The 12983-nt window shown below is 71.2% G+C and carries 8 protein-coding genes; 3 read left to right on the top strand and 5 right to left on the bottom strand.

The window, feature by feature from the left end; genetic code table 11:
• Positions 1-45: 45 nt before the first annotated feature.
• A complete protein-coding gene (locus tag BN2279_RS15800) occupies positions 46-2397 on the bottom strand; it encodes a DUF6049 family protein (protein WP_234347883.1) in 2352 nt (783 codons plus the stop codon).
• Between the two features lie 126 nt (positions 2398-2523).
• Between BN2279_RS15800 and BN2279_RS15795 the strand changes: the two genes are divergently transcribed.
• Positions 2524-4017 carry a CCA tRNA nucleotidyltransferase gene (locus BN2279_RS15795; RefSeq protein ID WP_059010085.1) on the top strand — a complete coding sequence of 498 codons (1494 nt, stop codon included), beginning with the start codon at positions 2524-2526 and terminating at the stop codon, positions 4015-4017.
• Positions 4018-4068: 51 nt separating this feature from the next.
• On the opposite strand, the gene BN2279_RS15790 is transcribed toward BN2279_RS15795, so the two are convergent.
• Genes BN2279_RS15790 through BN2279_RS15780 form a run of 3 tightly spaced genes read right to left on the bottom strand, consistent with a single transcriptional unit; the run spans position 4069 to position 9648 of the window.
• Positions 4069-5418 carry an MFS transporter gene (locus tag BN2279_RS15790; RefSeq protein ID WP_079032194.1) on the bottom strand — a complete coding sequence of 450 codons (1350 nt, stop codon included), beginning with the start codon at positions 5416-5418 and terminating at the stop codon, positions 4069-4071.
• Positions 5415-6905 (bottom strand): glycosyltransferase family 87 protein, encoded by a 1491-nt coding sequence (locus BN2279_RS15785; protein ID WP_059010081.1) that lies wholly within the window; start codon positions 6903-6905, stop codon positions 5415-5417. The genes BN2279_RS15790 and BN2279_RS15785 overlap by 4 nt, the downstream gene beginning before the upstream one ends.
• 46 nt (positions 6906-6951) lie before the next feature.
• Positions 6952-9648 (bottom strand): transglycosylase domain-containing protein, encoded by a 2697-nt coding sequence (locus BN2279_RS15780; RefSeq protein WP_059010079.1) that lies wholly within the window; start codon positions 9646-9648, stop codon positions 6952-6954.
• 400 nt (positions 9649-10048) lie between these two features.
• Here BN2279_RS15780 and BN2279_RS15775 point away from each other — a divergent pair, with 400 nt between their 5' ends.
• Positions 10049-10669, top strand: a complete 621-nt coding sequence (locus tag BN2279_RS15775; protein WP_059010881.1) for a PadR family transcriptional regulator — start codon at positions 10049-10051, stop codon at positions 10667-10669.
• A gap of 54 nt (positions 10670-10723) precedes the next feature.
• A complete protein-coding gene (locus BN2279_RS15770; protein WP_059010077.1) occupies positions 10724-11806 on the top strand; it encodes an inositol-3-phosphate synthase in 1083 nt (360 codons plus the stop codon).
• 140 nt (positions 11807-11946) lie between these two features.
• Here BN2279_RS15770 and BN2279_RS15765 read toward each other — a convergent pair whose 3' ends face one another.
• Complete coding sequence (locus BN2279_RS15765) at positions 11947-12978, bottom strand: alanine racemase (protein ID WP_059010075.1); 1032 nt, start codon at positions 12976-12978, stop codon at positions 11947-11949.
• Positions 12979-12983 lie beyond the last annotated feature (5 nt).

Here is a 12983-nt window from a genome sequence, read left to right as displayed (position 1 = left end):
CCCACCTCGAATTCCCGGACCGGCGGTGACCCTCCGGCTGGCGGCTCACTCGTTGGGGTCCAGCCTCTCACTCCCGGGCGGGGTGCCGCCGACGTCCGCACCGGTGTCGGTGCCGCTCTCGCCCGGGTCCGGGCCGGCTCCGGTGGCGCTCACCCCGGCCGTCCCGGTGTCGGCGGACTGAGCGTCGGCGGCTTCCACGTCGGCGGTCCCGCCACCGCTGTCCGCCGCCGCGGCCCTGCGCGCCGCGCGCTTGCGCTGGCTGAACATCCGGATGCCCGCCAGGACCATCAGCAGGATGCCGCCCGCGATGACCATCATCACCTGCGGGGTGATCTCGGTGACCTCGGCCTCGAACGAGATCTCCTCGCCGTACGCCTCCTTCTCCGAGGTGAAGAGGCGGGCCGACAGCGGCATGACGCCGTTGGCGCGGGCCGTGGCGGAAAACTTGAACGACTGGCTGTGGCCGCCCTCGATCCGCACCTCCTGCGTGCCGCTGACCTCCAGGCCGAGCTGGCGGTGGGAGGTCAGGCGCAGCTCCAGGTTCTGCACGTCCTGGACGAGGTCGTTCTGGACGGTGACCGGGATGGTGGCGCTGCGGCCGGACAGGGTGATGTCGGACTTCGGGATGAGGTGGACGCGCTCGGTGAGCGCGACCAGGCCCTCCTGGACGGCGTTGCCGTACTCCTCGGCCGCCTCGCCGTCGCCGCGCCAGGAGGTGGACATCTCGCGCCTGATGGCGTTGCCGAAGGGGATCTCGACCCGGTCCGGGATGGTGAGGATGACCAGGAAGTCCTCCAGGGTCCGCTGCGTTTCGCGCATCGACTGGAAGATGCTGGTGGACAGCTCCTGCTCGCGCAGGTCCGCCGGGTACGCCTCGGCGGACGGCACCTGGTGGTTCGCCGCCGGGTCGGGCTCGGCCGCGGCGGCCTCGGACATGTCGGCGAAGGCGACCCAGCCGGCGTCGTCCTGGAGGCCCTGGACGGCGGAGGCCAGCGCCTGCGCCTGGGCGGCGGTGGGCATCCGCTGCGGGGCGAGGACGACGCTGCGTTCGTTGGCGGGCTCCTCCAGGGTGATCGCGAGTGTCTGCGCCAGAAGCTGCTGCCGCGCCAGCGCGACGGAGCCGGTGCTGGTCATGTCGCCCTCGAAGAGGGTCGAGAGCCCGGCGTCCGCGACGATCGCCGTGGTGCCGCCGCCGAGCGGGCGGGCGGCGGTCGGGGTGTACGACAGGCCCTCGCCCGGGCGGAGGCTGTCGCTGCGGGTGATGACGTGGGTGGCGCCCGCCGAGGTGGCGACCGACACGATGGAGGGGTCGATGGCGCCGTCCACCGGCCACGCGAAGTCGGTGCTGGGCTCCGAGTCCACGAGAACGGTCTCCACGGTGGGGCCCGCGGTCGCGCTCGCGGTGGCGAACTGGGAGAGGGCGCCGTGCACGTCCAGGCCCTGGTGGGCGAGGGAGGCGATGTCGGGGTCCCCGAACGGGAGGGCGATGACCTCGTCGTCCTCCACGGCCTGCTTGAGCATCGACAGCCAGGCCAGGGCCTCGTCCTGGCCGTCGCCCGGGACCAGACCGTCGTCCGTCTCGACGAGGTAGTCCTCGCGCATGGCGTCCACGGAGGCGAGGAGGTCGGGGTCGATGACCCAGGTGACGGGCAGGTCGGCGCCAAGGGAGACGAGCTGGTGGAGCCGGCCGCCGGGGGAGATCTCGTGGAGCAGGTCGTCGTTGCGGAAGGCGGGGGTCTGCTCCTCGTCCCCGTCCGTCTGGGAGGTGAGGTGGGTGGTGGAGATCAGCGGCCACAGCACGGTGAGCCGGGTCTGCGGGGCGTCCACCCCGGCGTCCGGCTGCCAGGGCAGCACGGTCCGGCCCAGGCCCAGGACCTGGTCCCCCCAGCTCTCGGCCTCCGTCCGGCCGGTCAGCCCGACGCCGAGCTGGTAGACACCGGATTCGCCGAGGGCCAGCGCGGAGACCGGGACGGTGAGGGAGAACGTGGCCGACATGCCGGGCTGGATCGTCCCGATGTCCTGACCGTGGCCTCGCACTATCTGGCCGTCGGCTCCGAGGTCGAAGCCGGTGCGGTCCACCGCCGCGTCGATGGCCGCGCGGCTGCGCAGCGGGACGGCCTGCCGGGCGGCGACCGAACTGCCGACGATCGGGGAGTCACCCTCGTTGGTGATGGTGCCGCGGATGGAGAGGGTGTCGTCCTCGCCGGGCACGGCCGGTTCGAGATCGGTGATGGAGACGGTCGCCGTCCGGTCACCGGTGGCGGCCTCCGCGGCGGGCGCGGCGGCACTCGCCGCCGGCACGGGCGCCAGACCGGTCAGCAGGGGAACGGCGATCACCGCGGCCAGCAGTGAGGCCAGCCGCCGGCCGCCGCGCCTTCGTCCGCCCGCCACCGCCACGCGCCAGCCCCGTTCCCTGGAGTCAACAACCCGCCCTCATGGTAACGATGATCGGCATGTCGGAGTGCCGTGGACGGGAGCACCGGGGGCACTCGGGGGCGGCGCCGCCCCGTACGCTGTGCTGTTGTGCCGAACGACAGGAATGACACTGAGCCCCGCCAGGCGGCCGGCCTCGGCCAGGTGCAGCGGCGGGCCGTGAGCGAGCTGCTGCGGGTCTCCCCCATCGCCGACGACCTCGCCGCCCGGTTCCAGCGGGCCGGGTTCTCCCTGGCCCTGGTCGGCGGCTCGGTCCGGGACGCGCTGCTGGGGCGGCTGGGCAACGACCTGGACTTCACCACCGACGCGCGGCCCGAGGACGTCCTGCGCATCGTGCGGCCGTGGGCGGACGCCGTCTGGGAGGTCGGGATCGCGTTCGGCACGGTCGGCTGCCGGAAGACCGCCCCGGCGGAGGCGGTGGACGGCGGCCACAAGGACTACCTGCTGGAGATCACCACCTACCGGTCGGAGCACTACGACCGGGCCTCCCGCAAGCCCGAGGTGGCCTACGGCGACTCCCTGGAGGAGGACCTGCTGCGGCGGGACTTCACGGTCAACGCCATGGCCGTCGCCCTGCCGCAGAAGGAGTTCATCGACCCGCACCACGGGCTCACCGACCTCGCCGAGCGGGTGCTGCGCACGCCCGGCACCCCCGAGGAGTCGTTCTCCGACGACCCGTTGCGCATGCTGCGCGCGGCCCGGGTCGCCGCCCAGCTCGACTTCACGGTCGCCGAGCCCGTGCGGGCCGCGATGACGGACATGGCCGAGCGGATCGACATCGTCTCCGCCGAGCGGGTCCGGGACGAGCTGAACAAGCTCGTTCTCGCCGACCACCCGCGCAAGGGCCTCACGCTGCTCGTGGAATCGGGTCTGGCGGAACGGGTGCTGCCGGAGGTGCCCGCGCTGCGCCTGGAGCGCGACGAGCACCACCGGCACAAGGACGTCTACGAGCACAGCCTGACCGTGCTGGAGCAGGCGATCGCCCTGGAGGGCCCGGAGCGTGACCTGGTGCTGCGGCTGGCGGCCCTGCTGCACGACATCGGCAAGCCCAGGACGCGGCGCTTCGAGAAGGACGGCCGGGTCTCGTTCCACCACCACGAGGTGGTGGGCGCCAAGATGGTCAAGCAGCGCATGACCAAGCTCAAGTACCCCAACGAGATGATCAAGGACGTCGCCCGGCTCGTCGAACTGCACCTGCGGTTCCACGGCTACGGCACGGGCGAGTGGACCGACTCGGCGGTGCGCCGTTACGTGCGCGACGCCGGCCCCCTGCTCGACCGGCTGCACAAGCTGACCCGCTCGGACTGCACCACCCGGAACAAGCGGAAGGCGCTGGCCCTCTCGCAGGCGTACGACAGCCTGGAGAAGCGGATCGAGCAGCTCAAGGAGCAGGAGGAGCTGGACGCCATCCGGCCGGATCTCAATGGCAACGAGATCATGGAGATCCTGGGCATCGGCCCGGGTCCGGAGATCGGCAGCGCCTACCGCCACCTGCTGGAGCTCCGCCTGGAGAACGGCCCGATGGGCCGGGACGGCGCGATCACCGCGCTCAAGGAGTGGTGGGCCGCCCAGTCCCCGGCCTGATCACGCGACCCCTGCCCCCTGCTGCCGTCCTGCCCGTCCGACTCGTCCGTTTCACGTGAAACGGTGCAGCCGGGAGGTCAGGACGGCGGTGGCCGCGTAGAGGGCGGAGACGGTCAGCAGCAGCGCGGCGGAACGGCCGTCCGGTGGCAGCATCAGGGCGGACAGTCCGGCCGCGCCGACGAAGGCGATGTTGAAGATCATGTCGTAGAGGGAGAACACCCGGCCGCGGAACGTGTCCTCCACCGACGACTGCACCACCGTGTCGGTCACGATCTTCGCGCCCTGGGAGACGAGCCCGAGCACGAACGCCGCGAGCATGCCGGGCACCGGCCGGAACGGCAGCCCCAAGGCCGGTACCAGCACGGCCGCGAGCCCGGCGCAGGCGGTGAACCAGCCGAGACGGCCCAGCCGTCTCACCGCCCAGGGGGTGAGGAGCGCGGCGAGGAAGAACCCGGCCCCGGAGACGCCGATCGCCACGCCCAGCCAGGCCAGCCCCCCGTCCCCGTCCCCGCCGGGTTCGCTGTCCCCGCCGTTCCCACTGTCCGACCAGGCGTAGCGGCAGAGCATCAGCACGGTCACCAGCAGCGCTCCGTAGCAGAAGCGCATCAGGCCGGGCGCGCCCAGCGTCCAGGCCGCCACCGGCCGTGTGCCCAGGTGCCGGAGTCCGGCGGCCAGTCCGCGCACGGTGTCCGCGAGCGCGGCGCCCAGACGTTCCGGTGGCCTGCCCTCGTCCGGCCCGAGCCGTCCGGGCGCCATGCGGAGCGCCGCCAGGCCCGCCGCGGCGTAGACGGCGGCGGCGAGCAGCAGTGCCAGCGCGTTCTCGACGCCCTCGCTCCGGGCGAGCATCTGCACCGCGAAGGCCATGCCGCCGCCGACCGTGGCGGCGAGCGTGCCGGCCGTGGGGGAGAGCGAGTTGGCGACGACGAGCCGCTCGGTGTCCACGACGTGGGGGAGTCCGGCGGAGAGCCCGGACAGGATGAACCGGTTGACCGCGGTGACCGACAGCGCGGAGAGGTAGAAGAGCCAGTCGGGCACCCCGGAGAGCACCAGCGCGCAGGTGCCGGCCGCCAGCACGCTCCGGATGAGGTTGCCGTGGAACAGCACTTGGCGTCGCTGCCAGCGGTCCAGCAGGACCCCGGCGAAGGGGCCGAGGAGGGAGTACGGCAGGAGCAGAACGGCCATCGCGGCGGCGATGTCCGCCGCGCTGGTCTGTTGCTCGGGAGAGAAGACCACATAGGCGGCGAGCCCGACCTGGAAGACGCCGTCGGCGAACTGGGACAGCAGCCGGACGGTCAGCAGGTGCCGGAAACCGGGGAGGCGCAGCAGGGAACGCAGATCGGCGCGGTCGCCGGTGCGTTGTCCGGGTCTTCCATGTTTTACAAGTTTCACGTGAAACGTCATGCCTCCGGCTCGGTCCGGCCGGTGTCGGCCGGGAGCCGGGGTGAGGTGCCCCAGTCGACGAAGGCGGCCGGGGCCGCCGGGGCGGGTCGCGGGCGGCGCAGGGTGAAGATGTCCGCCGCGCCGTCCAGCACGCCGCCGCCCGGGTCGTCGGAGCCGTCGCGCCGGATGACGTCGTGCTCGGGGCGCAGCACGTCGCGGACGACCATGGCGCACAGATAGGCGGTGCCCAACAAGTGGATCAAGATGGCGAGTTGGTAGCCGCCGACGGACAGCCCGTGCCGGTCGTCGGTATTGAGGAAGGCGAGGTACATCCAGATGCTCAGGAAGTACAGGACCTCGCAGCCCTGCCAGATCAGGAAGTCCCGCCAGCGGGGCCGGGCGAGGACGGCCAGCGGGATCAGCCAGAGCACGTACTGCGGGGAGTACACCTTGTTGGTGAGGACGAAGACCGCGACGACCAGGAAAGCGAGCTGCGCCAGCCGGGGACGGCGGGGCGCGGCCAGGGCCAGGAGGCCGATCGCGGCGCAGCCCAGGGCGACAAGCACCGCCGCGTAGGTGTTGACGGCCCCGAGGTCCGCGTCGGTGCGCTGGGCGATGATCAGCCAGAACGAGCCGAAGTCGACGGGCCGTTCCTCACTGAACGTGTAGAACTGGGCCCAGCCCTCCCGGGCGGCGATCAGCACCGGGAGGTTGACCGCCAGCCAGGCGCCGATCGCGCCCACGGCCGCCGCGCGGAACTCCCGCCACCGCCCGGCCCGCCAGCACAGCACCAGCAGCGGACCCAGCAGCAGCACCGGGTAGAACTTGGCGGCGGTGGCGAGCCCCAGCAGGACACCGGTGGCGAAGGGACGACCGCGTGACCACATCAGCAGGGCACAGCAGGTCAGGGCTCCGGCCAGGAGGTCCCAGTTGATGGTGGCGGTGAGCGCCAGGGCGGGGGCGAGCGCGATCAGCAGCCCGTCCCAGGGCCGGTCGCGGTGGATGCGGGCGACGCAGACCGCGATGATCACCGCGCAGATCATCAGCAGCCCGGCGTTGACCAGCCAGTAGATCTGCCCGGGGCTCGGGTCGGTGGATCCGTTCGGCGTGAACCAGGCCGCGACCTCCATGAACAGGCCGGTGAGCACCGGATATTCGAGGTACTCCATGCCGCCGGACAGCTCCGCGGGGATGCGGTCGAAGTACGGCACGAGCCCATCGGCGAAGCCGCGCCCGCGGTAGAGGTGGGGGATGTCGGAGTAGCAGGCATGGGTGTACTGGTCGGCCGGGCCGTGGAACCAGCCGCTCTCGTAGCACGGGGCCTTCTGCGCCATGCCGAGCGCGAACATCCCGATCATCACCAGGGCCACGACCCGCACCGGGTTCCACCAGCCGCCGGCGGAAACGGCCCGCCGGCCGGCCGGTCCGCCGATCAGCTCGCTGGCCGCGGCGGCCGTGTCGTCCTGGTCGGTGGGCCGCGCCGCCGCGCGCGGGAGGGGTTGTGCCATGCCCACATCCTGCCGCACGGCCCACCGTCAGGGCGTCAGGGCACAGCTATCCCGTGCCGCCGCCGAAGAGTCCTCCGTCGTTGCCCTGGTTGCCGGCTCCCTGGTCGGTGCCTTGGTCGGTCCCCTGGTCGGTGCCCTGATCCGTGCCGGCGTCGGTACCGCCCTCGATGCCCTCGTCGGTGCCCGTGTCGGTGCCGCCGTCCCCGCAGTCCGGGTCGAACGGCCCGCAGGTGTCGGTGGGGTCGGGTGTGGTGGGCTCCACCGTGGTCGGCTCGTCCGTCGGCTCCTCCGTGGGGTCCGGCGAGTGGCTCTCCTCGGGCTCCACGGGCTCCTCGGTCTCCCGCGGCTCCTGCTGTGCCGGAGGCGGGCTCTCGGCGCCGCCGCCCCAGAGGACCTCGCCGATCTCACCGGGCTCGGGGAACTCCTCGATCGGTTCCCCCGCGGTCGCCTCCTCCATGAAGGCCAGCCAGATCGACAGCGGGATGTTGCTGCCGTTGTTCCTCTCGTTGCCCCCCGTGCCGTACATGGGCATGAAGCCCATCTCCTCGTCGCCGACGAGGTCCTCCTCGGAGTCGGGGAGGCGCCACATGCCGATGGCGGTGGAGAGCTGGGTGGTGTAGCCGACGAACCAGGCGCTCTTGTTGTCGTCGGTGGTGCCGGTCTTGCCGGCGACGGGGCGGCCGAGCTCCTGGGCGCGCTCGCCGCTGCCCTCGTCACCCTGGACGACCTCGGTGAGGACGTCGGTCACATTGTCGGCCACCACCGAGTCGAACGCCTGGGTGGTCTCGCTCCGGTGCTCCCAGGTGAAGTCCAGCCGGCTGTTCTCGACGCTGACCACCGAGTAGGGCTCGGCCTGCTCGCCGCTGGCGGCGAACGTCGCGTACGCCGCCGCCATCCGGATAGGACCCGGAGTGGAGACACCGAGCGCGAAGGTGGGGACGGTGTCGTCGGCCCTGCCGAGGCTGTCCTCCAACAGGCCCGCGTCCATGGCCGCCTGGGCGACCGTGGCCGGCCCGACGTCCATGCCGAGCTGGACGAACGGCGCGTTGGCCGACACCTCCATGGCCTCGCGCAGGGTGATGTCGCCCTGCGAGCCGCCCTCGAAGTTGTTCTGCCGCCACTGGACGGACTCGCCCGTCTCCTCGTCGTCCACCATGACGGGGTCGCCGTTGTAGTTGTGGATGAGGAGCTCGTCCTCGCTGCGGTACACGCTGTCCGGCGAGACCTGCGTCCGCTCCTCCCGGCTCTGCTCCACGGGCCCCTCGGGGTCCCGGACGCCGTCGCGCATGGCCGCGGCCAGCACAAAGGGCTTGAACGTCGAACCCACCTGGGCACCGGGGTTGTTGGCGTTGTTGACGTAGTGCTCGGTCCAGTCGACGCCGCCGTAGATCGCGCGGATCGCCCCGTCACCCGGCACCACGGCGGCGCCGCCGAACTGGACGTGCCGGTCCTCGTCGCGGAGCTCCGGGTCGATGTTCTCCTCGGAGATCTGCTGGACCGCGGCCTCCATCTCGTTCACCATCGCCTCGTCGAAGGTGGTGTAGATCTGGTAGCCGCCGGCTTCCAGCTCCTCCTTCGACAGGACGTCGTTCGCGATCAGGTACTGGTCGACCAGGTCCGTCAGGTAGCCGATCTGTCCGGCCTTCTCCATCGCCTTGGTGGGCTCGTTCGGCATGGGGAAGCCCACTTCGGCGATCTCCTGGCGCTCCTGCGTGCTCAGCCCCTCACCGACCTCTATCCGCCGGTCCAGCACCCAGGACCACCGCTCCTCGGCGCGCGCGAGGTTCTCGTCGTTGATGCCCTCGGTGTCCCCGCCCGCGTACGGGTCGTACAGGTCGGGGCCCTTGAGCAGGGCGGTCAGGAACGCGCACTCGCTGGCGCTGAGGTCCTTCGCGTCCTTCCCGTAGTACGCCTGGGCGGCGGCCTGGATGCCCCAGGCGCCGCGGCCGAAGTAGGAGGTGTTGAGGTACCCCTCCATGATCTCTTCCTTGGAGTACTCCGCGCCGACCTTCACCGACAGCAGCAGCTCACGCCCCTTGCGCTCCAGGGTCTGGTCCTGGGTGAGGTACATGTTCTTCACGAACTGCTGGGTGATGGTCGAGCCCGACTGGGTCTCGCCGCCGCGCGCCATGTTGACCACGGCGCGGCCGATGCCCATCAGGTCGATGCCCGGGTCCTCCCAGAAGGTGGCGTTCTCCGCGGAGACCACCGAGTCCTGCATCGCCTGCGGGATGTCCTGGAGGTCGAGGTTCTGCCGGTTGACGTTGCTCGCGCCGGCGACGACCATCCGGGAGCCGTCCGCCCAGTAGTAGACGTTGCTCTCCTGGACGGCCATGTCGTTGGCGGTGGGGATGTCCGTCATGGCGTACGCGATGCCGATCAGCCCGATCAACATCCCGGTGAACGCGACGCACGAGCCGATCACCTGCTTCCACGACGGCACGAAGCGGCGCATCCCGCTGTACCCGGAGCGCGGGTAGTCGATGAAACGCCTCCGGCGCTCCGGCTCCGCCCGCCTGCGCCTGCCGCCGGTCACGCCCTCGGCGGGCGTGGCCGCCCGCCGCCTGCCGCCACCCCGCTGCGCGGCCCGCCGTGCCTCCGCCCGGCTGCCGTACGGCCGGTCCCGCGTCGCGCCCGGCGGGTCGCCCGCGGGCGACCCGGGCGGGGGAGTCGCCCGGCGGCCGGACGGTGCCGCTGCGCGACGACCGCGGCCCTGCGGCGGCTTGCGACGGTGCTCGCTCATGGACAGCTACTCCTCGGACAGACACAAGTGTCTGTAGACGGCAGGTACTTCCTGTGGCATCCAGTCCCCCGATGTGCGGTCCGTCCCCGGATGCGGGCGCACTGCACCTGGAACAAGGACGCCGCCAGGCGCCCCAAGGTTCCCAGCCGTGGTGGTCTGCACGGACCCAAGCCTACGCAGCCGCAAAGTGCCAACTTTCCCTAAGAAAGGGGCAATACCGGCATTGTGTGCGGTGCGAAGTGAAGATGTGACCCCCTTCACCGGTCCCCTGCTTGCTCAGCCCGCCGACTCGTTCTATCGTGCTGATGTATCGAGCTGATACATCGGCTCAATGCATCGCACCACACTAGAGGGCTCGAAAGGCAAGGCACGACCGATGAGGACGGAGGTGATCCCCCAGGTGAGCCGACGTTCCGGTGTCCTGGAGTTCGCCGTTCTCGGTCTCCTGCGCGAGTCCCCGATGCACGGCTACGAGCTGCGGAAGCGGCTCAACACCTCGCTCGGGGTCTTCCGGGCGTTCAGCTACGGCTCCCTCTATCCGTGCCTGAAAACGCTCGTCCAGCAGGGCTGGCTGGCCGAGGAGTCCGGCCGTGCGGCCGACGACCCCCGGGCCACCCCCCTGTCCAACCGCAGGGCGCGGATCGTCTACCGGCTCACGGCCGAGGGCAAGGAGCGCTTCGAGGAGCTCCTCGACCAGACGGGGCCCGACGCCTGGGAGGACGAGCACTTCGGCGTCCGCTTCGCCTTCTTCGGCCAGACCTCGCGCGACGTGCGGATGCGCGTCCTGGAGGGCCGCCGCAGCCGCCTGGAGGAGCGCCTCGCCAAGATGCGCGCGTCCATGGCCCGCACCCGCGAGAAGCTGGACGCCTACACCCTCGAACTCCAGCGCCACGGCATGGAGTCCGTCGAGCGCGAGGTCCGCTGGCTCAACGAGCTGATCGAGAGCGAGCGGGAAGGACGCGACCGCGGCGGCGCCCGCGAGCGTGACCCGTCGGACCCCTCCGGCGACAGCACCACCTAACCTCCCCGCGACGAAGCGGGGTCATGTCGAGAACACACACAGGGAGCAACCGGAATGGGTTCGGTTCGCGTAGCCATCGCCGGCGTGGGCAACTGCGCCGCATCGCTGGTACAGGGCGTCGAGTACTACAAGGACGCCGCCCCGGACAGCCGGGTCCCGGGTCTGATGCATGTCCAGTTCGGCGACTACCACGTCTCGGACATCGAGTTCGTGGCCGCCTTCGACGTCGACGCGAAGAAGGTCGGCACCGACCTCTCCGAGGCCATCGGCGCCAGCGAGAACAACACCATCAAGATCTGCGACGTGCCTCCCACCGGCGTGACCGTGCAGCGTGGCGAGACCCACGACGGGCTGGGCAAGTACTACCGCGAGACCATCGTCGAGTCCGACGCCGACCCGGTCGACGTCGTGCGGGTCCTCAAGGAGACGCGCGCCGACGTGCTCGTCTGCTACATGCCCGTCGGCTCGGAGGACGCCGCCAAGTTCTACGCGCAGTGCGCCATCGACGCCAAGGTCGCCTTCGTCAACGCGCTGCCCGTCTTCATCGCCGGCACCAAGGAGTGGGCCGACAAGTTCACCGCGGCCGGCGTCCCGATCGTGGGCGACGACATCAAGTCCCAGGTGGGCGCCACCATCACCCACCGCGTGATGGCCAAGCTCTTCGAGGACCGCGGCGTCATCCTCGACCGCACGATGCAGCTCAACGTCGGCGGCAACATGGACTTCAAGAACATGCTGGAGCGCGACCGGCTGGAGTCCAAGAAGATCTCCAAGACCCAGGCCGTCACCTCCCAGATCCCCGACCGGGACCTCGGCGAGAAGAACGTCCACATCGGCCCGTCGGACTACGTCGCCTGGCTCGACGACCGCAAGTGGGCCTACGTCCGCCTCGAGGGCCGTGCCTTCGGCGACGTTCCGCTGAGCCTGGAGTACAAGCTGGAGGTCTGGGACTCCCCGAACTCCGCCGGCGTCATCATCGACGCCCTGCGCGCCGCGAAGATCGCCAAGGACCGCGGCATCGGCGGCCCGATCCTCTCCGCGTCGGCGTACTTCATGAAGTCCCCGCCCGTGCAGGTCTTCGACGATGTCGCCCGCGACAACGTCGAGAAGTTCATCAGCGGCGAGCTGGAGAGCTGATCCCGCGCTGACACCGCGCCCGGCCCACGGCGGCCCACGCCGAGAAGGCGCGCAAGGCGGAAAGGCGGCGGCCCCGGTCATCCCGGGGCCGCCGCCTTCGCGTGTTCCCGCCGGGCCCCCTCGCGCCCGGCGGCGGTGCCTCAGCGGTCCACGAAACGGTCCACCGTCGTCGTCGTGTGCCGCAGGATCACCCGGAACTCGTCCCCCACCTTCGGCGCCTTCGCGTCGTCCGGCACGAACAGGATCGACACCTGCATGTGCGGCGGCTCCGCGAACCACCGCTGCTTGCCGTCCCACACGAACGGCGAGAGGTTCCGGTTCACCGTCGCCAGGCTCGCCCGCGCCATCCCCTTCGCCCGCGACGTCATCCCGTGCAGCGCCTTCGGCGCCTCCAGACCGACCCCGTGCGACGTGCCCCCCGCCACCACCGCCAGCCAGCCCGTGCCCGGGGCCTTCTGCTGCCGGTACCCGAACCGGTCGCCCTTGCCCACCGGCGTCACGTCCAGCACCGCCGCCCGGTACTCCGTCGCCTGGTGGTCCCCCAGCCACAGCCGCGTCCCGATCCGCGCCCGGAACCGCGTCTGCGGGAACTGCTGCCGCAGCCGCGCCAACTGCTCCGACGTCAGATGGCTCACGAACATCGTGTGCAGCGGCAACCGCGCGGCCCGCAGCCGGTCCATCCAGCCGATGACCTCCTCCACCGCGTCGGTCCCGTCCGTCCGGTCCAGCGGCAGATGGATGGCGAACCCCTCCAGCCGCACGTCCTCCAGCGCCGACTGCAGCTTCCCCAGGTCCGACGGCAGCACCCCGTGCCGCCGCATCGAACTCATCACCTCGACGACGACCCGGGACCCCACCAGCCCGTACACCCCGTCGACCGACGACGCCGAGCGGATCACCCGGTCCGGCAGCGGCACCGGCTCCTCGGACCGCCGGTACGGCGTCAGCACCAGGATGTCCCCGCTGAACCGGTCCTTCATCGCCTCGGCCTCATAGGTGGTGCCCACGGCCAGGGTGTCGAGTTCCAGCGAGGACGTCTCCTCCGCCAGCCGGTCATGGCCGAAGCCATAACCATTGCCCTTGCACACGGGCACCAGGTCGGGGAAATCGGCGACCACCGACCGCTGGTGCGCCCGCCAGCGGTCGGTGTCGACATAAAGGGTGAGCGCCATGGCCG

Source organism: Streptomyces specialis (assembly GCF_001493375.1).
Lineage (GTDB): Bacteria > Actinomycetota > Actinomycetes > Streptomycetales > Streptomycetaceae > Streptomyces > Streptomyces specialis.
Note: the sequence above shows the minus strand (reverse complement) of the source record. Positions and strands in the feature narration are given on the sequence as shown.